The organism is Rhodothermales bacterium, assembly GCA_039944855.1.
GTDB lineage: Bacteria > Bacteroidota > Rhodothermia > Rhodothermales > JANQRZ01 > JBBSMX01.
The window spans coordinates 1-22976 of the sequence record JBDUXZ010000034.1 but is presented as its reverse complement, the minus strand read 5'-3'; the positions used below and the strand labels follow the sequence as shown (position 1 = coordinate 22976).

Sequence of the window (22976 nt, the reverse complement as noted above, 5' to 3'; positions counted from 1 at the left end):
TGGCAGGGACAAAACACACATATTTAGGTTTCGATGTGCCGTGTCACGTGCGCTAAGATAAGGGGCTGCGACACCCATGCTCCGCGCCACTCCGAAGGTATCGGCCGTTCTCTTCGTTTTTATACATGAAGCTCTGGTGTACGTCCGGCCCGCCGCTCCCTTTCAACGACCAGGTATGCGTAATACGCCTCGCCCCACCGAACGGAGGGTTCGGCGGGGCGAGGCCTGGTGGGGTTAAAAGTATACGCTCAGTTCAACACCACGAACTTCTTCGTCTCGGCGAACCCATCCGCCGTCATGCGGACGAAGTAAACACCCCCGGAGAGTCCGAGCCCGGACACTGTCGCCGCGTAGCGGCCCGCTTCGCGCGCGCCCTCGAAGAGCGTCACGACCTCGCGGCCGAGCACGTCGTACACCGTCAGCCGAACATCTGAGGCATGCGGCAGCGCGTACCGGATCGTCGCGGTCGTGGCAAATGGGTTGGGATACGCGCCGTCGAGTGCGAACTCGCCCGGCGCGGTGCCCGTGTCCTCGCCCGCCGTCGTCGTAGCGCTCACGCTGATGACGAAGCGCGCCGAGGTGTTGGACTGGGCCGGGAGGAGGGTGCTCAGCGCCGTGCTACGCCGCGCCGCCGTCGGGCCGCCCACCTCGAAGGTGTAGCTGGACTGGTCGCGGAGGTTCACCTCATTCCCCGTGTCCGTGTCGAGCAGGGTGAGGCTCCAGCCGGCGGGGACTTCGTGAATCGTCGGCCACGTGAGGGTATACGTGCCCGGCTGCGTCGTAGCGACGCGGGCGTTGAACGTCTCGGTCGTGAGCGCGAGGCCGCGCGCGTCCATCGCCAGATCCTGCCCCGCCGCATCCATCAGGACGAGCGTGGCGTAGTCGGCAGAGAACGGGAACAGCATCGCCGCATCGGCGGGGTCGTAGCCCTCCTCCCCATCCGGGTAGAACACGAGGTACGTCTGCGTCGACCCGAGCCCCTCAGCCGAGCCCTCGCCCGCCAGCTCGAGGCGCACATGGGGCGACACCTCGTCCTCGCCGCCGAAGTCCCCCCGGCCGACGAGCAGCACCGACTCACCCGTGTCCATGATGTCGTAGGTGTAGTTGAGCGTCGTGCCCGGCGCGTTGGTCCGTACAACAAAGGACTGGAACGCGGCGACGTAGCGGCCCGCTCCCCGGCTCCCCGGCTCGGTGCCCGTTCCGGTGAGGGCATTGTAGATGCGGAACTCTTCCGTCACCGGGTCGAGCACGTAGAGCGTGGCGTTGATGCTGTCCGGGAAGAAGGTGCTGTTCCGGTACAACTCCCTGAAATCGATCGGGCCCGGGAACGGCTGCGGCACCCAGTTGAAGTCGTTGCTGCCGTCCCCGTCATCGTTATAGTGGAGGTCGAGCGAGTATTCATCGCGGAGGGTGCCCGTCACGTCCCATGTGCTCGGGATGTCGAAGTCGAACATGTAGAAAACGTACCCGCTGTCCGGGTCGAACTCGCTCGTGTAATCGGTGATGGCGAGGAAATGCTGGCTCGGGGCGTCGAACCGGTAGAGGTTCGGCTGCGCGTCGGGGAAGTCGCTTCCGATGCCGCCCTGCGTCTGGAAGTCGTCGTTGAGTTGGGCGAACGTGACGCCTTTCAACGGCGGGAAGATGCCCCGAAACGAGCCGGCCCCTTTGCCCCCCGCGTCGTCGACGTAGCGGCGCTCGGCGGTGAGCCTCCCCTCGATGGAACCGAAGAGCTCTTCCGTGTAGTGCGCCGGGCCGTTTTCCGTGGCGCGCAGCGTCACCGCGTCGTTTGTCATCAGACTTCCCAGCACCGAGAGGTCCGTGCCGATGCTGACGGCCCCCTCTCCCGTCACCACGGCGTCGCCGGCTACCGTCATCACCTCCGCGGCGAAGGCCGTCTCCACGATGAGAAACCCGTCGAACTCCCCGCTCCGCGCGGCGTCGGGGCCCCCATCAGGAGCGAAGCCCGGCTGAGGTCCTGCTTCGACGACGACGACATTGACCTCCACGGGTTCGGTAACAGACACAGTGAACTCGGCGAGCACTGCCGCCGCATCCCCGACACCGGGCACGCCCTCGGAGCAGTTCGTCCACGTAGCGGAGTCGCTCCAATCCCCACTCGCCTGCGTGTAGCAGTACGCGGATATGTCGACGCCGAAGGGGCTGACGAGATTGCCGTGGACGCCGTTCGTCCCCGGCGAGCCGTCGTCGCCGAGCACGGTGTCGTCGTTGTATCGGCCCTCGCGCGAGATCGACTCCGCCCAGTTCCCGAGTACCGAATTGTCGCCGCTGGGACTCCCGACGTACACCGTGGACACGCCCGGCGCGATCCACGAACTGGTGTACCGGACGATATCGACGATGCTCCCCGCCGGGTCCTGCAGGACGATGTCGTCGCTCCCGTTGTTCAGCGTAACGCCGGAGTAGTCGTAATCACACGACGCGATGCCGCCGTTGGCGTTGACGTTGCTGTTGAAGCACAGCACGACGAAGCCTCCTGGCTGGATCGTCACGCCATCAATGGTGTCCGAGTTGCCCGACGCATCGCTAATCGTGTATCCGTCGAGGCCGATTGGCCGCGTGGTGTTGTTGAAGAGCTCGATGTACTCGCCATTGGCGTCGGAGTCGGAACCTACTGGGTCCGCCATGAACTCCGAGATGAGGAGACGGTTGTCGACGAACGGCGCCTGGTCATCGTCCTCGATCGTGAGGACGAACGTGCTCGGCGAGCCCAAGGTCACATTGCCATCCACGTCGACGATGGTGAGGTCATAGGCGCACTGCTCTGTATCCTCCTCCGTCATGTCCTGTGTCGCCGTAAGCCGGACCGTGGCCGTCGGGTTGCTATCGCTGAGTTGGCGGGTCGTAGAGGTCGGCGTCACGTCGTCGTCCAAGCACATCGTCTCGACAGAAACCACGACGAAATCGTTGTTAGCGTCCACGAGTTCGACGACGAGGCTGTACATGCCGCCCTCCGTCACCGTCGCCGCATCTTCAGCGAAGCGGACCGTGGCGCCGCTCGGTTCCAAAGCGGCCGTCAACGTGATGTTGTCGACGCCGATCTGATCTCGGCTGCCCGACCCACCCACATCAGCAGAGGTGAACCGGACGTAAAAGAACCCTCCGTCTGCGATGTTCAGGTCGGTGATCGTCGTACTCCTCCCCGCGCTCTGCCACACCGGCGTGGCATCAGCGGCGGCGGGCGAAGCGTAATCGAGCGCGGGTATGCGTGCGTAACTCTCGTTGTTGGTCGAGACGCTGAGATTCCAACTACTCGACCGGCCCTGATCGTTGAACACCTTGACCTGATAGCTCAGGTCGATGGCCGTGATGGTCTGACCCGAAGCGTTCTCATATCGCACGGTGAACGTGCCTGGCGCGAAATCGGAGCTAGTTGGCTGCGCGAACAGCCAGGGCGCCTCATCGTCGCTCGGATTCCCGGCGTAAATCCCGCCGGAAGTCACACCGCCAGCGGCCGGCCCTCGCGCGAAGTCACCAGCCGTACGGGTATCGCCGTACCCGACATCCCCTTCGCTGAGTCCTTGCACCGTAAAGATGTACGAGTCGAGTTGTCCGGGTGCCGGGTCCGGCGCGAAGCCTGCTCCGGTGAACCCGTCGAAATCGATAACGATGGGCTCCCCATCGACGATGAGTTGCCCATCTTGAGCGTTCGTGACTTGGACAGTGCCTAGCCAGGTGAGTAACAGAATCGGTAACAGAATGCGTGGCATGATCGTAGTCAAAGTCAGGGTCTCGCACGGGGAGAGGTGCAGCACAGAGAGAATTCGGTCGCTTTATTCCGCGCCCCCTTCCGAACGGCGGCGGAGGCGGCGGACGGCGTAGCCGGTGCCGAGGAGCGCAAGCAGGGCGAGGCCGCCATCGACGGGAGCCGGGTTGATGTCTCGGCAGTTCGGGTTCGCATTCGGGCACTCGAAGGACTCGAGGGACCCCGGCGGCTGGGGGCGCTCCGCCTCTTGCGGGGCGGCCCACTCGGGCATCTCTTGCGCCGGAGCCGCCGCCGCCGTTGCGACGAGGAGGCCGACGACCAGGGCAAGGCGACGGAGGCAGACACGTACATGCATAGCTGATTCTCGGTGACGAATACTCGGTTCGGTACCGCAAGAGGTGAGGAGCAAGGAGTTAGTAATCGCCCCCACTCTTGCCACTACTGGCGACATGATTTACGCCACTAGATAAGCGCTTTGCTCATAAGGGTCAAGCACAATCTGCACTTCCGCCCCCCTGCGGTGTGAAAATGTATCCCCATCTTCTCTCTTTGCAAGGACTCGCGTCGCGCGGCAGTTTTTTCCTTCGCCGTTACTAACGACCTCCCTCCTCCCCGTGCGTCGTAGGCAGACCAAGCCGTTCCGCCCATGCTGGGGCTAGGGCGGCGAGCACGGCGAGCAGGCTCACGGCGCGCGCGGCGTACACCCGAAGGAACGTCTCGGCGGCGAACCCCGCGTCGGTCCACCCAACGCCGAGGGCGAACGCTGCCAGCGCCAGCCCGCCGACCGCGAGGTGGGCCAGCCACAGCCAGAACCAGTACGGCCGCCGAGGGAATACGGCGATCAGCACGAGGGCGGCCAGGAGGTAGTCCATGTTCGCTGGCGCTCGGTAGATTTTCTCTTCCCCGCCTGTCCGCGTCGCCGTAATCGTCCGCTCGTAGCTCGCGGCATCGAGCGCGTACCCGTCGGCCCGCTCCGTATCGATGGCTGCTACGAGGGGATAGGCGACGTGGACGACGAACGCGTTCCGAACCGCCCGCCACGCCGTCATATGCACGACGAGGAGCACGACGGCCATCACGAGTCCGAGGAGTACGCGCCGAGACCGCCCCGATGGCCGCTCCGTTCGTCCCATCGTCAGCCCACCGCGTGGCGCGGTGCTGGGCTCGCCGCGGCCGTGCGAGGCGGTGAACCTCCCACTGCCCCGACGCGGACCCACACCATCCACAGGACGAACACGACGCCGTAGAAAAAAGGCAGGATGCCCCACTCGTGTACGGCGTCGAAGTGCTCAGGACGGGCTCCGTGGAACCATGTCAGGAACGCGAGGCGCCCGGCGTTCGCGAGGTGGATGGCGAGGGCGCCGGCCGGCAGGAACAGCGCCCGCCGCAGTGCGCTCCCCGGAAACGCCAGCACGAAGCCCGCGAACAGCCCCACCGTCGTCAGCCCCGTGCAGTCGTCGGCGATGAAGAGGCCGCGGCCGGAGGCCAGGATTACCGTCCGCCCCTCCACAAACACGTCGACCCCGACGAGGCGCAGGGCGCCGCCGCTGAGCACGGCGAGGTTGCGCGAGACGACGGCGTCGAGGCGGCCGTCGGGGAGCAGCCACAGGTCGTAGACGGCGTACCACACGACGTAGACGGCGAGCATCTTCGCCAGGAACACGGCGATGGGGCGATAGGGAGTGAGGGAAGCACGCATGGCCTGAAGGTAGCGCACGAGCGGCGTCGGCGCTCGGCCCGTGCACGTGGGGTTTGGGGGACGAGATGACTCGGCACCCGCCGCGTGATGCCACTTCACTGTATGTTAACACTCGCTCCTAACCCCCGCCTGCCATCGGCCGGCACCGCGCCCCGAACCGGAACGCCCATGTCTCACGTCCGCACCGATGCGTCCCCCCTCCACGTCGCTATTGTCGGCGCCGGCCCCGCCGGGTTCTACGCCGCCGAATGCCTCCTCCGCCACGACGGCGTCGCCGTGGACCTCTTCGACCGGCTGCCGACGCCGTTCGGCCTCGTCCGCAGCGGGGTCGCGCCCGACCACCAGAAGATCAAAAACGTCACGCGCGTTTTCGAGAGGGTCGCCGACCACCCGCGCTTCCGGTTTTTCGGCAACGTCTGCTTCGGCGAGCACCTCACGCTCGCCGACGTCGCCGAGCACTACCACCAGGTCCTCTTCACGACGGGCGCGCAGACGGACCGCAGCCTCGGCATCCCCGGCGAGGACCTCCCGGGGAGCCACTCCGCCACCGAGTTCGTCGCGTGGTACAACGGCCACCCCGAGTTCCGCGACTGCGCCTTCGACCTGCGTTGCGAGCGCGCCGTCGTCGTCGGTGTGGGGAACGTGGCGGTGGACGTGGCGCGCATCCTCTGCCGCACGCCCGACGAGCTGGCGGCGACGGACATCGCCGACTACGCGCTCGACGCCCTCCGCGAGAGCCGCGTGCGCGAGGTCGTCCTGCTCGGGCGACGGGGGCCGTTGCAGGCGGCGTTCACCTATCCCGAGGTGAAGGAGTTGGGCGAGATGGAAGATGCCGACGTGCTCGCCCGCCCCGAGGAGGTCGCGCTCGACCCGCTGAGCGAGGCGGAGTTGGAAGCTGCACAGGACCGGCAGGCGACGAAACAGGTCGCACTCTTGCAGGACTACGCCGAGCGGTCGCCCTCGGGCAAGCGCCGCCGGATCGTCCTCCGCTTCCTCGTCTCCCCCACCGAGATCCTCGGCAACGACCGCGTCGAGGGCGTCCGCATCGTCCGCAACGAACTCGTGGACGACGGCTCGGACCGGCTGCGCCCGCGGCCGACCGGCGAGACCGAGGAGATCGAGGCCGGGCTCGTCTTCCGCTCCGTAGGCTACCGCGGCGTCGCCCTCACCGGCGTCCCCTTCGACGAGCGGCGCGGCATCGTGCCGAACGAAGGCGGGCGCGTCACCGACGCCGACGGCACGCCCATCCCCGGCCTCTATGTTGCCGGGTGGATCAAGCGCGGGCCGAGCGGGGTCATCGGGACGAACAAGCCCGACGCGCACGAGACGGCGAACGCGATGCTCGAAGACGCCGACCGCGGCGTCACGCTCGGCCCCGCCGCCCCGGACGCCGAAGCTGCCGAACGGCTCGTCCGCACCCGGCAGCCCGCCTGCTTCGACTACGCCGACTGGCGGCGGCTCGACGCGCACGAGGTCGCGCTCGGCGAGGCGGCGGGCCGGCCCCGCGTCAAGCTCACGAGCGTCGAGGACATGCTCGCGACGCTCCGTCGCACGCCGCGCGCGCCAGCTTGAACCGGATCACCGCTCGGCGGCTACTGCTCGATGCCGACGGCGTCGAACGCCGTGACCGCCTCCCCGTCCGTCACGTAGCGAACGCGGATCGGGTTGCAGCAGACCTCGCAGTCCTCGATGTAGGACTGCTCCGGGATCGAGAGGTCGAAGACCATCGAGATCGTCTCGCCGCAGTAGGGGCAGGAGAAAAAGTGTTCGTCGACGAGCACGGGAATCGGGGGTGAAGCCTTGCGTGGGTAGGCGCGATGTGCTACCGTGTACTCCGTCCGCCGCCCCTCCCGTTCCCGACGCCGACGCCGATGCCTCTCGCTACGTGCTTCCGCTTCTCCTCGCTGCTCGCTCTCCTGCTCGCGCTCGCCTCCAGCGTCGCGGCCCAATCGACGGCCCCCGTTTTCGATCCGCAGACCGGAGAGCCCATCCCGGTCGGGCTCGAAGCCCCGCCCGACACGCTGTTGCCCGTCGAGCCCGGCGAAACGCTCACGCTGCGGCAGCACCTCCCCTCCGGCTCGACGAAACTGGTTCGGGACATCTCTTTCGCAATCGGGGACGGCCAACTCCCGGCCTTCGTCTACCAAGATGGCAGCGCGCTCATCTCCGTCGAGCCCTTCGTGGCCTCCGACCCAAACGAGTGCCCCTGCGAAATCGGCCGGATCTCGCTCGATGCGCAGCCTGCCGACGCCGTCGTGGAGGGGGCGCTCCTCTACGTCGCCCTCCGCAAGAGCAAAGGCCTGCGGATCCTCTCCCTGTCCAGCTTCGACGGCCTGCAAGAAGTGGGACGGATCGAGGGACAGGACCTCCTTGCCGTAGCTGTCGGAGGGAATTATGCGTATGCCGGGCGCGGCTCCGGCGGCATCGTGGTGTACTACGTAGCCGATCCGGAGAACCCCGTCCAGCTTCGGACGCTGAGCGTGCCCGGCTCTTCGAACGGCGTCTTCGTGGCGGATACCACGCTGTTCGTCGCTACCGGCGCCGACGGTCTCCGCACGTTCGACCTCGCCAACCCTACGGTCCCAACGGCACTCGGCCATTTCGACACGGCCGGCGAGTTCTCCACCTACGTGGTCGTGCGCGACACCGTGGCGTGGCTGACGGGCGAATTCGGCCTGATCGCCCTCGATGTGACCGATCCGGTCACGCCGCGCGAGATCGGCCGCTTCGACCTGGGCGGGGAGACGACGTACGAGGTCGCCTTCGACGGGGACACGGCCTACCTCGCCGGGCTCGACGGGCTCCGCACGCTCGACGTCTCGGATCCGGCCGCGATCACGGAACTGGATTTCTTCCCCGCCAATCAGTCCCTGAGCGTCGACGTGTACGCGTCCGAGAACACGCCGAGCGCCGTCTACCTCGCCGAGCGCTTCAGAGGGCTGCACCTGCTCGACGGCGGGGAGTCCCCCGGTGAACTCCTCTTCTTCGAGAACGGCGGCTTCGCGCATAAGCCGTTCTTCGATGACGAGATCCTCTACGTCACCGACCTCGGCGGCCGCCTCCGCATCTTCGACGCGAGCGGCAGCGAGGCCGTTGAGATAGCCCGGATCGACGTGCCACCAAACACGCAAGAGGTCTTTGTGGAAGACGGCCTCGCCTACGTCACCGATGCCGGCGGCAGCGGGACCGGACTGACGATCCTCGACGTGAGCGACCCGGCGGATCCGCAGATCGTCGGCGGCTACGCAAGCGGGCCGGCGTTCGGGCTCGACGTCGAGAGCACGGGCGATACCGTGACGGTCTACCTCGCGAATGGCCTCGGCGGGCTCCACGTCCTCGACGTGAGCGATCCGGCGAGTGTCACGGAACTCGGCCGCTTCCCCGTTGGCGCGAGCGCCGTGGATGTAGCGACGATCGACCTGCGCCAATCCGGCTTGATCGCGTACGTCGTGAGCTTGGGCGAGGGGATAGTCGCGCTCGACGTGACCGACCCCGCGAACATCGTACAACTCGACGCTGAGCCGAGTTGGAGCTTTCTCAACGCTATCCACCTCGCAGAAGGCACCGGCGCGTATGTCGCTGACGGTCAGGAAGGGCTGCGCGCCGTCGCCCTCTTCCCGCCGACTAACCTCCGAACGCTCGAAACGCACAGCGTAGTCACGCAGGCCCGCGACGTCACGGCCACGGTCTTCGTAAATGTCGACGTGTTATTCGACGTCGCGTACGTCGCAGACGACTTCTTCGGTTTGCTTCGGTTCGACCATGGGTTCTTCGGCAACGGCAGCTTCGCCTCGTCCGACCGAGGCATCGGCGTAGCCACGAACCGCAAGTCTGATTATGATGACACGCAGAACCTCCTCGCGCTCACGGCGGGCGAGGCCGGCGTCTACCTCTTCGAACTCCCTCCCTTTCCCGTCGCGAATGAGGACGGCACGGCGGCTGAGGCACTCGCGCTCGCCGCGCCGTTCCCGAACCCGGTGCGCGGGTCCGCCACGCTCCGCTTCTCACTCCCCGACGCGGCCGACGTGACGCTCGCCATCTACGACGTGCTCGGCCGCCGCGTCGCGACGGCCGCCGATGGGCCGCGCACCGCCGGGGCACACGAGGTCACGTTCGAAGCCACCGGGTTGCCGAGCGGGGTCTACCTCGTCCGCCTCACGACGGGCGCTCGGCAAGCGACGCAGCGTTTCGTCATCGTCCGGTGAGCGGGTGCAATCCGGTGCCGTGGAGGCTAGGCGGCCCTTCACGCAACGTGTATATTAACAGGATCCACCCCGCCCCCGCTCCCTTTCCACGCTCCCCTCTCTCCATGCCTGCCTTTATGAAACGTCTCACGCTCCTGCTCGCCGTGGCGGCCCTGTGCTCGGTGGCGACGGACGCCGTCGCGCAAGAGTCGGCCCGCGTCCTCAGCTCCTGGGACGACCCCGTGAAGCTGTCCGACGGAACCGAAACCGTTTACCGCTACGACGTGGTCTACGACTACGATACGGGCATCGCGCTCCGCAACGCATACGACACGTCCGGCACCCTCGTCGAGACCGTCCAGGTCGCGCCGCCGGGGGCCCCGAGCGCCGAGGAGATCGAAGAGGCCCGCGCCATCATCCTCGCGGATGAGGCGATCGCTGGCGTCGCGGCCCGCTCGAACGCCACGGTCGAGGGCGGCTTCATCCTCTTCGCCGACCAGTACCCCGCCTGCGCCGCGCCCGCGCGCTGCCTCCAGTTCGACATCATGCCGCCGTCGAAGATGGAGTCCCTCCAGTTCGTCGTCGTGGACCTCCGGACGCGGACGATCATCGAGCGCGACCTCTTCCCCGACCTCTAGGCCCGCGTCATCGCCGCCTTCGCCCCCTCCGTTCGCTCGCTATCAGCCCTCCTGATTATGAAGCTCCTCCTCCTCCTCGCGCTGCTGGGCCTGTCGGTCGCCCCGGCTCTGGCGCAGTCCTGCGCACCCCGTAACAGCCAGGGCCCGACGGCCATCTCGTGGCCCGAGGGCTCCAGGGTAAGCCCGGTCTGGACGCTCACCTTCCTCCCGCCGTCCTCCAGCACCGGCACCGTCGCCTCCGGCCTCGAGATCCGCGACGTCTACTACAACGGGCACCTCGTGATGAAGCGGGGCCACGTCCCGATCCTCAACGTGAAGTACGAGACCGGCTGCAACTGCTACCGCGACTGGTCCTACTCCGACCAGCGCTTCGTCGCCGACAACCCCGTCGGCACGTGCTACGCGGAATCCACGCCCGGCACCGTCGCGACGATGTGCGACGTGACGCCGTCGAACTGCGTCGATAACAACGGCGACGGCGAGGTGGACAGCTGCTCCGACGTCGGCTCGTTCTCCGGCGTCGCCGTCGAGCGGTTCGACGACCGCCTCGTCCTCTCGACGCAGATGAGCGCGGGCTGGTACCGCTACACGATGCGGTGGGAGTTCCACGCCGACGGGACGATCCGCCCGCTCTTCGGCTTCACCTCCACGGGCAGCGCCTGCACGCAGAACCCCCGCCGCCACCACTCCTACTGGCGCTTCGACTTCGACATCGACGGCGGCGAGAGCGACTACGCCGTCGAGACCAGTGCCGTCGCCGAGGACGTGGTGTTCGAGACGGAGACGACGCGGCTCTGGAACGAACCCGCCGACGGCGTCGCGTGGAGCGTGCTCGACCTCGCCACCGAGCGCGGCTACCGCGTCGCGCCCAGCGAGGTGGACTACGACACCCCGGCGAACCCGAACACCGGCATCCCGGCCCTCGACAACTTCGCCCGCGAAGACTTCGTCGTGGCCCGCTACCAGCCCGGCGAGTACGACGACGGCGTCGGCTTCTCCGGCTCCAGCTGCGACGCGAAGTTCGAGGGCGGCGGCAACGCCAGCGTCACGATCGTCAACGGCGAGGACGTCTTCGACGAGGACATCGTGCTGTGGTACCGCTCCGGCGTGACGAAGGACGACATCGACCCCGGCACCTGCTACGCCTCCGGGCCGGTCCTCACCCCCATCGGCGATTGGAGCAACAACCCGCCCGTCGGCACCGAAGATGAGGGCGCCGCGCCGAGCGGATACACGCTCGACAAGGCATATCCGAACCCGTTCGACCAGACGACGACGCTCCGCTTCTCGGTCGAGGAGGCGCAGCGCGTGACGCTCACGCTCTACGACGCGCTCGGCCGCGAGGTCCGCACGCTCTTCGAGGGCACGCCGCCCGCCGGCGTCAAGCAGTCCGTCGTGCTCGACGGAGCGGCCCTCCCGAGCGGGGTCTACACCGTCCGGCTCGAAGGCGCCGCGTTCTCCGAGAGCACCCGCGTCGTGCTGCTTAAGTAAGCGGCCGTCGCCTCAACGCACGGGCGGCCCCGGAGCATCGCGCTCCGGGGCCGCTCTGTTTATTCGATACGCTGCCGGCGCTACCGGCCGAGTGTGAGCGGGCGGCTCATGCGGGCATCGGGCGTGCGGACTTCTACGAAGTAGACGCCCGCCGCGAGGCCGGACGCCTCGACGCGGGCGGTGTGATCTCCAGCGCCGCGCGCGCCGTCTTCCAGCACCCGCACCACGCGGCCGACGCCGTCGTAGAGCGTGACGGTCACGGGCCCCGCCTGCACCAGCGTGTACGCCACCTGCGCCGACTCGACGAAGGGGTTCGGGTACACCGACTCGATCCGGGCGGCGAGCGGTGCTGCGCCGTCCTCGTTCGCAACCGCCGCGCGCGGGACGGTCAACGTAGTCGTGTAGATGTAGTCGTCCGACAGGCTGCCGTCGCCGTTCGCCGCGTTGCCGGCGGCGTAGAACGTCACGGCGTCGGGCGCGTCCACGGGCGCCGTCCACGGGATCGTCCACGTCGAGAGCTCGTTGCCCGCCGAGGTGTGCGTGACGTAATCCTCGTTGCCCGAGGCGAGTTGCGTGAGGACGTTGTCGAAGCCGAGCGTGCCGACGTGCGTGCCGTCGGGTAGTTGGGCGGAGAGCTCGAAGCCCTGCCGGTTGCCCCCGCCGGCCGGCGGCGTCGTGTTCTCGACCGTGACGACGATGTCGATCGTCTCCCCGGGCAGGAACGACGCCGGGGCCTCGATGCTCACGGAGCCGTCCCCGGAGTTCAGCTCGAACGAGCCGTGGCAGACGACGCACGTGGGGTTGAACCCGCCGTCGGTGGTGGGTCCTCCGTTGAACGTGGCGGGCGCCCCGCTCGAAAACGAGAGGGCGAGGAGGGGGTAGAGCACGAGGCCGAGCGCGAGGAACACACCGGCGAAACCGTAGACGAAGCGCATGAGGGACGGGGCTGGTCGGGGCAGGTCGGGCGCGCCGCGCCCGTGGAACGAGGGGGAGGATACAGTACCGGAGCCGCCCCGTACAAGCCCGATCCCCGGGGTTAGCCGCGCCCGTGCCTCAGCTCGGGCGGGACGGCGGGCAGCCACCCCGCCTTGAGCACGCCCCACAGCCCGACGAGGATCGCCTCCGCCGCGTCGTGCCGAAGCGAGGTCGGGCGGGCGGCGTCGGACCACGCGATCACGCGCCGGGCGAGGGTGTCGGCCGCGGCCTTCGCGTCGGTGCCCGTCCGCTGCTCGCGCGGGTAGAGCAAGACGGAGCGCCACGTCCCGGCGTCGACGACGCGAACCTTCAGCCCCTGCCGCGCGCCCTCTTTCGCCCACAGCTCGGCGAGCGTCCCGCCGCCTTCGAGCACGAGGTATTCCAGCCCGTCGAGCCCGTTCAGCACGCCGTACGCCCCGCGTTTCAGCCGGGCGTTGCTGCCGAAGTGCTGCGAGCGGTACCACCGCAGCCGCCCGTCCGCCCCGTAGAGCGCGAGCCCCGTCCGCAGCCCGAGGTCCACGGCGAGAAGCGACGGTGGCGAGCCCTCCGACACGCTAGAGCTCGATCACGGACGCGGCGAGCACGTCGCCCTGCCCTCGGATCGCGGCGAGCGTCGCGTCGTTCGGGTCGCCGTCGAAGCGGATGCGGGCGCAGGCGGCCTCGGCCCCGGCGAAGATCAGGTTCTCCATCTCCTGCACGTTCCACCCCGCCTTGCTCACGGCGTCGAGCACGTGCGCGAGCACGCCGACGCGGTCGCGGTGGCGGACGGTGAGGAGGTGCGTGGCGGGCGACTGCTCGGCGAGGTTGACGCAGTTCGGGACGCGGCCCGTCTCGGCGTACGCCGTCACGACGCGGACGGCCTCGTTCCCGATCGCCTCCGTCGCCTGCTCCGTCGAGGCGCCGATGTGGTGGGTGACGTAGAAGTTGGCGTGGCCGAGGAGCGGGTGCTCGAACGTCCCTTCCTTCCCTGCGGGCTCGCCGGCGGGCACGTCCGTCGCGAAGCGGATGTTCTTCTCGTCCATCGCCCACTGCGCTGCCTCCTCGTCCACGACGGAGGCCCGCGAGGTGTTGATGAGGAAGGTATTGGGCTCCATCGCCTCGAAAAACGCGCGGTCGATGAGCCCCTCGGTCTGCGGGGTGGAGGCCACGTGGACGGAGATAATGTCGGCGACAGCGGCGACGGCGTGGGGCGTTTCCATCCGGGCCACGCCGAGCTCGGCGGCGGTCTCGTCGGTGAGCGAGCGGCTCCACGCGGCGACGCGCATGCCGAACGCCTTCGCGCGGGGGATCATCTCCTGCCCGATCGAGCCGAGCCCGATGAGCCCGAGCGTGCTGCCCTTGATGCCGAAGGCCTCGGAGAACGCGCCCTTGTTCCACCGCCCCTGCCGCGCCTCGGCCACGTTGTCCGGGATCTGCCGGTCGAGGCTGAGGATCAGCCCGAAGGCGAGCTCGGCCACGGCCGTCGCGTTCTTGCCGGGGCAGTTGGCGACGAAGATCCCCCGCTGCGACGCGCCCTCGACGTCGATGGTGTCGTACCCCGCGCCCGCACGGACGATGAGCTCGAGTTCGGGGTCGGCGTCGAAGTCGGCGGCAGTGACCTTCGTCGAGCGGACGACGAGCACCTGCGGCGCGTGCCGGGCGAGCGCTTCGGTCAGGGCAGTGCCCTTGAGCCCGGCCTCGACGGTGACGGCGTGGCCGGCTTCGCGAAGGCGTTCGATGCCGAGGTCGGAAAAGGAGTCGGCGATGAGGACGTTCATGGGGGTGGGTTAGAGGTTGGGGGTGGGAGGTTGAGGGTTGACGAGCACGTGCCCACCACCCCAAACCCACTACTCAAAACTGATGCACGAGGAGGCCGCTGCGGAGCTTGGGTTCGAACCACGTCGACTTCGGCGGCATGAGTTGCCCCGCATCGGAGACGGCGAGGAGCTGTTCGGGCTGCGTCGCGAACATCGAAATGGCGAACTGCGCGTTGCCTTCGTCCACGAGCCGCTCCAGCTCCTTCGTCCCCCGGATGCCGCCGACGAAGCCGATGTTCGGGTCCGTCCGCGGGTCCGTGATGCCGAGGAGCGGTTCGAGGACGTGCTCGCCGAGGCGGGCCACGTCGAGCGTGTCGGCGACGGTGTCGCGCTCGGTCTCTGGCAGGGCGAGGCCGTACCAGCGACCGCCGAGGTAGAGCGAGACGTGGCCGGGCGCGGCCGGCGCGGCGGGGGCCTGCTCGTTGAGTTCGAAGCGGTCGCGGAGTTGGTCGAGGAAGGCGTCGGGCCCGCCGGGGAGGTCGTAGATCACGCGGTTGTACGGGAGGATCGCCATCTCCTCGTACGGGAAGAGGACGGCCATGAACGCGCCGGCGTCGGGGCGGTCCGGCAGCTCTTTCGCGGCGCGGCTCGCGGCGGCCGAGCGGTGGTGCCCGTCGGCGACGTAGAGCTTCGCGACCTCGGCGAAGGCGTCGCGGACGGCGTCGGCGTCGGGCATCCGCCAGATTTCGTGGCGGACGCCGTCGGTGGCGGTGAAGCCGTAGAGCGGATCGCCCTGCATCGCGTCCTTCACGAGGTCGTTGACGCGTGCGGAGCCTCGGTACGTCAGCATCACGGGCTCGGCGTGGGCCTGCTGCGTGACGATGTGGCGCGTGCGGTCGTCCTCTTTGTCGGGCCGCGTCTTCTCGTGCTTGAGGATCGTGTCGTCGTCGTACTCGGCGACGGTGACGAGCCCGAAGATGCCGACCTGCGGGCGGCCGTCCATCACGAGGCGGTAGACGTAGAACGCGGGCTCGGCCTCGGTCACGAACACGTCGCTCTCGGCGAAGCGGCGGAGCGCCTCGGCCCCCTGCTCATAGACGCCGTCGTCGTGCTCGTCCGTTCCCTCGGGCAGGTCGATCTCCGGGCGGATGACGTGGAGGAACGAGAACGGCTTGCCCTCGGCGAGGCGCCGGGCCTCCTCCGTGTTGATGACGTCGTACGGGACGGAGGCGACGTCCAGCGCGTGGTCGGGGGCGGGACGCAGGGCGCGGAACGGGAGGACGGTAGCCATGAAGATGCGGGGCGTCGGAGGGGAGAGCGGCGAGGAGGAGAGGCCAAGCTAGCCCCCGCGCGGCAGACGTGTCCGGGCGGGGCGGGCAGTGGAAGATAAAGACGACGGACCGGGACGGTTCCAGCGCCGCCATCTCCCTCCGATCGGCGTGCGGCGGCACCGCTGCACCGCGGGGCACGGCAGACTCGTTACCTTCGTCCGCCCCGCCTCCCTTTGCCCCCTCCGCCGATGCCGTCCTCCTCCCCTCCCACCCTCTGCCTCGTCAGCGACGATGCCGCGATGGAAGCGGCCGTGCGGATCAGTTGTCCGCCTCCGTATCGGATCGAGGTGTTCGCGCCCCGCCCGCTCGTGAACGACCGGCACGAGCTGTCCGACCACGGACGCCGGATCGTCGAGGCGGCGGGCTCGGCCGAGGCCGTGCTCGCGGTGTGGGCGATGGATGACGCGCCGGCCTTCAACACGCTCTGCTACCACGTGCGCCGGGCGGCGAGCGCCCCCGTCATCGCCCTCACGCGCGGCGAGCCCGAAGCGGCCGTCGCCTCGATCGCCGCCGGGGCCGACGACGCCCTCTCGTTCCCGATCTCCCTCGCCCTGCTGCAGGCGAAGGTCCTCGCCTACCGCCGCCTCGTCGACGCCTGCAAGGAGGCGCGCCCGTCCGAGGGCGAGCAGCGCGCCGTCCGCCGCTTCGGCGACCTCCGCCTCGACCTCACCGCCCACCGCTTTTTCGTCCGCGATGACGAGGTGGAACTGACGCCGCGCGAGTTCGCCCTCCTCCGCTTCCTCGTGGACCACGCCGAAGCCCTCTGCACGCGGGACGAGATCCTCGACGCCGTCTGGGGCATCGACTTCAACACGGGCACCAACATGGTCGACGTGTACATGTACTTCCTCCGCCGCAAGCTGGAGGCGTACGACCTCAAGGACATGATCCAGACCGTCCGCGGACGCGGCTACCGCCTCGCCCTCCCCCCCGCCTCGCACGAGGACTGAGGCTCGCGTCAGCGGACTGAGCGGTCGTGTCGGGGGAAGGCACCGGGGCTGGCGGAGATCGGGAGGGTCGACCGGGGCGCGAGTGGGTCGGGCGGGGGCGCGGGCCGCAGGAAAGCCGGCTCCTCCAGCGCGCCGACGATGACGACGGGCGTGCCGACGCCCACGAGGTCGAACACGACCTCCACGTCGGCATCGGCGAGCGCGACAGCGCCATCGGTCCAGTCGGTGCCGAGCCCACCCGCTCCGTGGACCTCGACGGTCCCGCCGATGCGGGCGTCCGGCGCAAGCGTGCCCGCCGCGCGCTCGGCCTCAAAACGGCGCCGGTCCTCGGCGTTGGGGTAGTCGAGTTCGAGCGCGAGCGTGGTGTCGGCCGCGCCCACGGCGCGCTTGCGGCGAACGCGGTAGCGGCCCTCCGGCGTCGCCTCGTCCCCCTCGTGCCGCTTCGGCCCCATCCAGTTCGGTCCAAGCTCGACGGGGAACGTGTGCCGGACCTCGCCGCCGACGTAGACGAACAACCGCCGCGCCATCTTATCCACGACGAGCGCTGGCGCGTCGTGCTCGGTGGACCACGCGATGGCCTCTTGCTGCCACGCCTGCCACGCCGCGAGGTCGGCGAGGTAGAGGTCGAGCGTGGCGCTGACCTCGGCATAGGCCGCGTGCAGGCGCTGCGCCGCCCGCTCCACCTTGCCCGCCGCCGCGAGGAAATCGCCGCGCCGCACGGCCGCATCGGCATCACCGAGGAGGGTGCGGGCCGCCGCGATGTCGGCGTAGCGGAGGGAGTCGAACGGCATCTGCCGGGCCGTCGTGTGGACGACGAGGAACCGGTCGCGGACGACATCGGCCCCGGCCGTCGCCATCCACCGGAGCGAGTCGCGGGTGGCGACGGCGCGGAGGCGGGCCTGCTCCGCGGTCCGCGCCGCCTGCAGGGCCTGGGATTCCAGGGCATCGTACGCGCGGAGGGCGAAGAAGCGGCCGTTCTCCAGTTGCCACGCGGCGATCGCGGCGTCCCACTCCCGCTCGGCGGCGCGGTACGCCCGCGGCGCGTAGCGGGCCGCCTCGGCGTCGCGCGCCTGCCCGAGCGCGTGCTGCGCCGACACGAACGCCTGCACCGGCGGCTGGGGCGCCACGACGAGGAGGACGAGCCAGCCGGCCCCGACCAACAGCGCCGCTACGCTGAGGGCGATGAGGAGGCGGGGCGGTATCCGGTTCGGCATCGGGGCGGCGGGCTCGGGGGGCCAAAAGTAAACCGCCCCGGCTGCCACATGCGTGACGGCCGGGGCGGCGGTTTCACGTCACCGCGATCAGCTGATCGGGGCCACGGTCGTCGTCATCGCACCGTTGAGCTCTTCGATGAGGGCGTTCGCCTGCTCGAGGGCCGTCTTCGCGAGTTCGTGCGCGCGGGCGGTGTCGCCTGCGGCCTGCGCTGCCTTCGCTTCTTCAAGCGTCGACGCCGCCGTGCCGGCGCTCTCGCCGACCGTCACGAGCGCGAGCTCGCTGTCTTCGCCGGCCGGGACCTGCGCCATGATCGCCTGCGCCTGGGCGACGGCTTCGTCGGCCTGCAGGATCAGGGCGTCGGTCTCCGCCACCATCGCCACCTTACGCGTCTCGACCTCGGCCTGAGCCTGGGTCGCCGTCTCGGTGACGAACTGGAGGAGGGACTTGGAGCGGGCGTAGTTGCGGGAGAGCTGGGACTCCGCGTTCTGCGCTTCGATCTCGGCCTGAGCTGCGGCGAAGGAGTCCTGCGCGGCGACGTAGAGGTCGGCCACGTAGAGGTCGGCTTCGGCCTCGTCAGCGGCGGCGAGGGCGGTCTGCGCAGCGGTGAGGTCGTCTTGCGGCGGGGACTGGCAGCCGACGAGTGCGCCAGCGAGGACGAGCGTGCCGAGCGTGATGGAAAGGGTCTGCTTCATGGTAGGCGTACATGCGTACGCAAAAACTAACGCACTTGTAAAGTTACCGCACGTACACCCTAGGGTGTGACATGGGTTGACACCCTCATTAGGTATCTTGTTCTACATCAACGGGATACCTTGTGAAAGAGCTTTGCCTACGCGACTTCCTCACCCTCTTCGGCACGACCGAAGGGTGCCTCGACTTCATCCGGCGTCAACGTTGGCCGGACGGTATCCCGTGCCGGAAGTGTGAGCGCGTCACGAAGCATCATCTGATCGTGGAGCGGAAGTGCTACTCGTGTCAGGAGTGCGGTTCTCACGTACACCCCACGGTGGGGACGATCTTCGAGAAGTCCCGCGTATCCCTGCCCGATTGGTTCTTCGTGATCTGGCAGTTCTCAAAGACGCGGGCGGGGTTCTCGGCAAAGCAGATCGAACGCGAGATCGGCGTCTCGTATCCGACCGCCCTTCGGATGTGCAACCTCATCCGCTCTCGTTTCGGCGAGTCCCCTTCCCTGTCGGGTATCGTGGAAGCCGACGAGTGCTACATCGGCGGACGCCCGCGTATCCGGGGCGTCTCGAAGCGTGGGCGCGGCACGCGGAAGGTGCCCGTGATCGGGGCAGTCCAGCGCGGCGGGAAGATCGTCGTGAAGGCCGTTGACAACGTGCAGCGGGCAACGGTGCTGCCATTCCTTACTCAGCACATCGAAGAGGGTACGACGGTCTACACCGACGAACTCAACGTGTACGACGTGCTGCCCGATCATGGCTTCGAGCACGGGCGCGTGCTGCACAAGCAGCGGCAGTACGCCTATACGACCGACGACGGGCAGAACGTCCACACGAACCACTTAGAGGGGTTTTGGAGCTACCCGAAGAGCGCGATCCTTCGCATCCATCGGGGCGTGAGTCGGCGCAAGCTACAGGGGTACCTAGACGAGCACACGTTCCGGTACAACCACCGGAACAGCGAAGAGGGCATCTTCGGCGCGATGCTTACTCAGGTTGCTACTCCGGTTCCGACGCTTCGCCAAGCTGCGTAAGGAAGTCAGCGGCTCCCTTGTCGTCGCCCTCGTCTAGCATCCGTTGTATTGTCCGCTGTGCTGTTGGGGACAGATCGGTATCGGGGAACGGTAGCGCATCCTCTGCACTCTCGGCTGTGCTCGCTTTGATTACGTCTTTGAGCACGCTGTCTAGTGCTTCGCCTGCCTCCCGGTCGAGAACGGCGGCGCGCTCACGAAGCGACTTCACTTTCTCGACACGCTTCGTTATCGCGTGCAGTCTCGACTTGTCTTTCGGGAACGGGATCGGAATGCGCTTCACGTCGTCGAGGTCAACGTGATCTTGGTTCGTCCCGTACACGTTCCGCAACAGCAGTTCGTGGCCTAGATCGGAGCGAAGGAAGCGGTAGAGATAGGCGCGTTTTTCGGGGTCTTCGACCACGATCCGCGTCAAGTTGTTGCTACCGATTGAGCCCGCGTGTTCGGTCGTCGTGAGTCCAACCCTGCCAACAAGCGCCCCCTTCTTCGCCGTGCCCGCGTTGGCAATGACGATCCAATCCGTCTGTAGCGTCAGCTCCGTGAGCTGTCTCTCTTGGGTAGCGTTCGCCTTATTCCAGTCGAGGTATTTCGCGCTCTCGCCTCTCGCCTCGAAGAAAGCCTTCGGCGTGTAGTACCGGACGACGCCCTCGCCGCTGTCTACGCCCTTGTTAGCATAGGGCCGCTTAAAACGCTCCCCCTCGAAGACGGTGGCAAAGTCGCCGATCTGCTCAACCTCCCATTCATCGGAGCCTGCCATCTCTAGCACGGCAGACAACGCCGCTTCCGCCTTCGGAGCGTAGCGCGTGGGGTTGAACCGCATCTCAGGGGTTGACGTGATACGAGACAGCGGCACCGTCCATGCCGCCTCGTAATCCGGCTCCTCTCCCTTCTCGAACTGCGCCCAAGCGTGGGCGATCATGTCGAGGTCGTGGTCTAGCACCGGCACGCCGTCGGCGTCCACTTCGACCTTCCCGTTCTTGTCGCGCTTGTATACGTCCCGCCCCTCTGAGTCTTGGCCGATGCTCTGGTTTATCGCCATGAAGACGGGGTAATCCTCGTCGTGCTCGAAGCCTACGTGCCCCTTCTTCTCGACGAGCAGAACGGATGCCTTCGTGCCGTTGAACGGCTTGAACGTGTTGGGGTGCGCGTGGATCACCCCAAGCAGCCGGGCGTGCCTCAGCACGTACTGACGGGCAGCTAGCGCCTTCACGTTGTCGAGCGCACCCCGCGCGATGACGATGCCGAGCTTGCCGCCCGGCTCTAGCCAGTCGATGCACCGCTCCAAGAACAGGAGTTCGGGCGGGACCCCTCCCGTCACTATCCGGCTTGTCTTGCGTAGCCAATGCCCGTCGCCGCGTTCCCACTCGTGACCGACCTCGAACTGCGTTAGAATCTCCGTGTCTTTAACCCGGAGTTCGGGGTTGTCGCCGAACGGCGGATTGGCGAAGATTCGGGTTGGGCGCAGATTGTACCGGCCCGCGTCCGGGCGCAATTTGAACTCTGGGGGGAGCTTGACGGGGCTCTGTAGCGTGTTCCCTCGCACGATCCCGCCGTGCCCGTCCCCGTTAAGGATCATGTTCGTCTTCGCCACCTTCACGAGGTGCGGAGCAACGTCGATCCCGAAGACACGCTTGGACGCCTTTAGAAACTTCGCGTGCTGTGCGACCTGTGACGGCGTGGTTTGGGCGATGTGATGCCGTACACGGCGCAGGCAGGCCACTAGGAAGCCGCCCGGCCCGCACGCCGGGTCGAGGATCACGTCCTTATCAGTGGGGGCCAACATCTCGACCATCGCACCGACGAGCAAGCGGTTCGTGAACCACTGCCCTTTCTCCCCTTTGAGGTGATCGGCCATGTATACCTCGAAGGCCGTCCCTATCACATCATACACCTGTTCGTCGTCGTAGTCAGCGACGAAGCGGTAGGGTTGCAGTTCGCCGACGACGGTTGCGAGGGGGGCCGGATCAATCCCGATCTCGTCTCTCTCGTTATACACTTCCGGGTGTGACTCGACGACCGCCGCGAAGAGGTTCGCTACTCTCTGGGCCACAGCCGCCCGCCCTTCCTCAGATTCGGCCTCTTCGGGCGTGCAGCGGAACGCACACAGGGAGTCCGGCCCTTCCGCTTCCATCTCGTCTTGGTACTTCGCTAGGATCACCTTCACCATGTCCATAGCGAGCATCTCGCTCCCGCTCCCCGCCTTGTAAATGGCGTTGTGGCACCTGTCGAAAACCTGTTTGAGGTTCCGGGGCGGTCGCAACTGACCGTGTGTGTAGTGCCCCACCGAATCCCACGATTCCCCATAGCGAGGGATGTTCGTCCAATCGCGTAGGTGGTTCTGCGGCTTCCACATCCGCCGCCAGTAGGTAGCCTCCGCACCGTTCGTCCAAACGGCCCCGGCTGTCGAGGTGAAGAAGACGTAGGAGGCCAGTTGATTCTGCCCGATAGTCTTGTCCGGGGCTTTCGTCTCGACAATCAACGCGATCTCCCCTTGCCTCCGGTGGGCACGCGCTTCCGGCGTGAGGTACACGGCGATGTCTGCCTCCTTCGTGTGCGTTGACCCCGTGCTGATCGGGACCGAGAGGGCAATGAGTTCCTTCGGGTATCCGTACTCTTCGACGAGCGTTCGGACGTACTCCTGTCTCACCCGTTCCTCCGGCGTATCGGGCCGCGTCTTCTCAGCGTCTAGGAAATCGACGAGGCGACCGGCTGCGTTGAGCCGGATTGCAGAAGACGGGGGCGCGGCGGTAAGCTCGCCCTCGAAGAGAGGGGCGGCGGCGGGAGTGTGTCGAGGCATAGAGAGAGGGGGGGCAAGGGGTGTGCCGAGAATATCGGCCTTCACGCTTCCTTCGACAACCTCGCCCCGCCGATTTCATCGAACCCCAACTTTTCACCGTCAGGGGCTACGTGCGCTAACTTTACAGGTGCGAAAACTAAAGGGGTGAGGATCCCGGCTGAGGCCGAGGGACTGCGTGATGAACAGCCCCTAAATTCGTGACATCGCCCCCCCCTTCGCATCAACGAGAGATTAAAGTTGGGGACGGCCGGGGCTGGGACATGAAACGCCCCTTAAATGCCTAGCCCGCTTCACGACCCGATCTGCCGCTGTCCACGCAGGGCGCGCGCCGCGAGCACCGCCAGCGTCAGCGCCAGCAGCGGCAGGACGAAATAGAGCATAGCCGCACCGTACTCGTCGAGCGCCGCGTGGTCCGCCGCATCGAGGATGAGATAGACCGTGTACGCGACGTAGCAGCCGAGGAACACCGCCCCCTCCCACCGCTCGATGGCGTAGCCCGTGAAGAAGATCGGCAGCGCCGCC

At 67.5% G+C, this 22976-nt stretch carries 19 protein-coding genes; 6 read left to right on the top strand and 13 right to left on the bottom strand.

What is annotated here, in order from left to right; genetic code table 11:
- Positions 1–248: 248 nt before the first annotated feature.
- The 4 genes from ABJF88_17155 to ABJF88_17140 form a co-directional block, all read right to left on the bottom strand.
- A complete protein-coding gene (locus ABJF88_17155) occupies positions 249–3728 on the bottom strand; it encodes a lamin tail domain-containing protein (protein MEP0548666.1) in 3480 nt (1159 codons plus the stop codon).
- A 63-nt stretch (positions 3729–3791) separates the two neighbouring features.
- Positions 3792–4079, bottom strand: a complete 288-nt coding sequence (locus tag ABJF88_17150; protein MEP0548665.1) for a hypothetical protein — start codon at positions 4077–4079, stop codon at positions 3792–3794.
- Positions 4080–4317: 238 nt separating this feature from the next.
- Positions 4318–4800: a hypothetical protein gene (locus ABJF88_17145; GenBank protein MEP0548664.1), complete on the bottom strand. Its 483-nt coding sequence runs from the start codon at positions 4798–4800 to the stop codon at positions 4318–4320.
- A 59-nt stretch (positions 4801–4859) separates the two neighbouring features.
- Complete coding sequence (locus tag ABJF88_17140; protein ID MEP0548663.1) at positions 4860–5423, bottom strand: archaeosortase/exosortase family protein; 564 nt, start codon at positions 5421–5423, stop codon at positions 4860–4862.
- A gap of 168 nt (positions 5424–5591) precedes the next feature.
- Here ABJF88_17140 and ABJF88_17135 point away from each other — a divergent pair, with 168 nt between their 5' ends.
- The gene (locus tag ABJF88_17135) at positions 5592–6995 is read left to right on the top strand and encodes an FAD-dependent oxidoreductase (GenBank protein MEP0548662.1); all 1404 of its coding nucleotides are present in this window, start codon (positions 5592–5594) and stop codon (positions 6993–6995) included.
- A 20-nt stretch (positions 6996–7015) separates the two neighbouring features.
- Here ABJF88_17135 and ABJF88_17130 read toward each other — a convergent pair whose 3' ends face one another.
- The gene (locus ABJF88_17130; protein MEP0548661.1) at positions 7016–7204 is read right to left on the bottom strand and encodes a CPXCG motif-containing cysteine-rich protein; all 189 of its coding nucleotides are present in this window, start codon (positions 7202–7204) and stop codon (positions 7016–7018) included.
- A gap of 90 nt (positions 7205–7294) precedes the next feature.
- Here ABJF88_17130 and ABJF88_17125 point away from each other — a divergent pair, with 90 nt between their 5' ends.
- The 3 genes from ABJF88_17125 (at position 7295) to ABJF88_17115 (ending at position 11736) form a co-directional block, all read left to right on the top strand.
- Positions 7295–9628 carry a T9SS type A sorting domain-containing protein gene (locus ABJF88_17125; GenBank protein ID MEP0548660.1) on the top strand — a complete coding sequence of 778 codons (2334 nt, stop codon included), beginning with the start codon at positions 7295–7297 and terminating at the stop codon, positions 9626–9628.
- A gap of 116 nt (positions 9629–9744) precedes the next feature.
- Entirely contained in the window at positions 9745–10245 is a 501-nt protein-coding gene (locus ABJF88_17120) for a hypothetical protein (protein MEP0548659.1), read from the top strand.
- A 57-nt stretch (positions 10246–10302) separates the two neighbouring features.
- Positions 10303–11736: a T9SS type A sorting domain-containing protein gene (locus ABJF88_17115; GenBank protein ID MEP0548658.1), complete on the top strand. Its 1434-nt coding sequence runs from the start codon at positions 10303–10305 to the stop codon at positions 11734–11736.
- 80 nt (positions 11737–11816) lie between these two features.
- Here the strand turns inward: ABJF88_17115 and ABJF88_17110 are convergent, their stop codons facing one another.
- The 4 genes from ABJF88_17110 to ABJF88_17095 form a co-directional block, all read right to left on the bottom strand.
- Entirely contained in the window at positions 11817–12671 is an 855-nt protein-coding gene (locus ABJF88_17110; GenBank protein MEP0548657.1) for a choice-of-anchor V domain-containing protein, read from the bottom strand.
- Positions 12672–12772: 101 nt separating this feature from the next.
- Positions 12773–13264, bottom strand: a complete 492-nt coding sequence (locus ABJF88_17105) for a hypothetical protein (GenBank protein ID MEP0548656.1) — start codon at positions 13262–13264, stop codon at positions 12773–12775.
- 1 nt (position 13265) lies between these two features.
- Entirely contained in the window at positions 13266–14468 is a 1203-nt protein-coding gene (locus ABJF88_17100; GenBank protein MEP0548655.1) for an NAD(P)-dependent oxidoreductase, read from the bottom strand.
- Between the two features lie 73 nt (positions 14469–14541).
- Entirely contained in the window at positions 14542–15738 is a 1197-nt protein-coding gene (locus ABJF88_17095) for a DUF1015 family protein (GenBank protein ID MEP0548654.1), read from the bottom strand.
- Positions 15739–15966: 228 nt separating this feature from the next.
- Here ABJF88_17095 and ABJF88_17090 point away from each other — a divergent pair, with 228 nt between their 5' ends.
- Positions 15967–16728 (top strand): response regulator transcription factor, encoded by a 762-nt coding sequence (locus tag ABJF88_17090; protein ID MEP0548653.1) that lies wholly within the window; start codon positions 15967–15969, stop codon positions 16726–16728.
- Positions 16729–16736: 8 nt separating this feature from the next.
- Here the strand turns inward: ABJF88_17090 and ABJF88_17085 are convergent, their stop codons facing one another.
- Together ABJF88_17085 and ABJF88_17080 are read right to left on the bottom strand one after the other, a co-directional pair.
- Complete coding sequence (locus tag ABJF88_17085) at positions 16737–17942, bottom strand: L,D-transpeptidase (protein ID MEP0548652.1); 1206 nt, start codon at positions 17940–17942, stop codon at positions 16737–16739.
- Between the two features lie 87 nt (positions 17943–18029).
- On the bottom strand, positions 18030–18635 hold the full coding sequence (locus ABJF88_17080) for a DUF4398 domain-containing protein (GenBank protein MEP0548651.1): 606 nt from the start codon (positions 18633–18635) through the stop codon (positions 18030–18032).
- 122 nt (positions 18636–18757) lie between these two features.
- On the opposite strand from ABJF88_17080, the gene ABJF88_17075 reads away from it, so the two are divergent.
- Complete coding sequence (locus tag ABJF88_17075) at positions 18758–19660, top strand: IS1595 family transposase (protein ID MEP0548650.1); 903 nt, start codon at positions 18758–18760, stop codon at positions 19658–19660.
- Here the strand turns inward: ABJF88_17075 and ABJF88_17070 are convergent.
- Positions 19626–22454 carry an N-6 DNA methylase gene (locus ABJF88_17070; GenBank protein ID MEP0548649.1) on the bottom strand — a complete coding sequence of 943 codons (2829 nt, stop codon included), beginning with the start codon at positions 22452–22454 and terminating at the stop codon, positions 19626–19628. The two genes, ABJF88_17075 and ABJF88_17070, sit on opposite strands and share 35 nt — an antisense overlap.
- A gap of 290 nt (positions 22455–22744) precedes the next feature.
- A partial coding sequence (locus tag ABJF88_17065; GenBank protein ID MEP0548648.1) for a sodium:calcium antiporter occupies positions 22745–22976 on the bottom strand: 232 nt, incomplete at its 5' end.

Bases quoted from the DNA above. Each gene is read 5' to 3' on its own strand.
- ABJF88_17155 (MEP0548666.1), bottom strand. From the start codon at position 3,728: ATGCCACGCATTCTGTTACCGATTCTGTTACTCACCTGGCTAGGCACT.
- ABJF88_17150 (MEP0548665.1), bottom strand. From the start codon at position 4,079: ATGCATGTACGTGTCTGCCTCCGTCGCCTTGCCCTGGTCGTCGGCCTC.
- ABJF88_17145 (MEP0548664.1), bottom strand. From the start codon at position 4,800: ATGGCCGTCGTGCTCCTCGTCGTGCATATGACGGCGTGGCGGGCGGTT.
- ABJF88_17140 (MEP0548663.1), bottom strand. From the start codon at position 5,423: ATGCGTGCTTCCCTCACTCCCTATCGCCCCATCGCCGTGTTCCTGGCG.
- ABJF88_17135 (MEP0548662.1), top strand. From the start codon at position 5,592: ATGTCTCACGTCCGCACCGATGCGTCCCCCCTCCACGTCGCTATTGTC.
- ABJF88_17125 (MEP0548660.1), top strand. From the start codon at position 7,295: ATGCCTCTCGCTACGTGCTTCCGCTTCTCCTCGCTGCTCGCTCTCCTG.
- ABJF88_17120 (MEP0548659.1), top strand. From the start codon at position 9,745: ATGAAACGTCTCACGCTCCTGCTCGCCGTGGCGGCCCTGTGCTCGGTG.
- ABJF88_17115 (MEP0548658.1), top strand. From the start codon at position 10,303: ATGAAGCTCCTCCTCCTCCTCGCGCTGCTGGGCCTGTCGGTCGCCCCG.
- ABJF88_17110 (MEP0548657.1), bottom strand. From the start codon at position 12,671: ATGCGCTTCGTCTACGGTTTCGCCGGTGTGTTCCTCGCGCTCGGCCTC.
- ABJF88_17100 (MEP0548655.1), bottom strand. From the start codon at position 14,468: ATGAACGTCCTCATCGCCGACTCCTTTTCCGACCTCGGCATCGAACGC.
- ABJF88_17095 (MEP0548654.1), bottom strand. From the start codon at position 15,738: ATGGCTACCGTCCTCCCGTTCCGCGCCCTGCGTCCCGCCCCCGACCAC.
- ABJF88_17090 (MEP0548653.1), top strand. From the start codon at position 15,967: ATGCCGTCCTCCTCCCCTCCCACCCTCTGCCTCGTCAGCGACGATGCC.
- ABJF88_17085 (MEP0548652.1), bottom strand. From the start codon at position 17,942: ATGCCGAACCGGATACCGCCCCGCCTCCTCATCGCCCTCAGCGTAGCG.
- ABJF88_17080 (MEP0548651.1), bottom strand. From the start codon at position 18,635: ATGAAGCAGACCCTTTCCATCACGCTCGGCACGCTCGTCCTCGCTGGC.
- ABJF88_17070 (MEP0548649.1), bottom strand. From the start codon at position 22,454: ATGCCTCGACACACTCCCGCCGCCGCCCCTCTCTTCGAGGGCGAGCTT.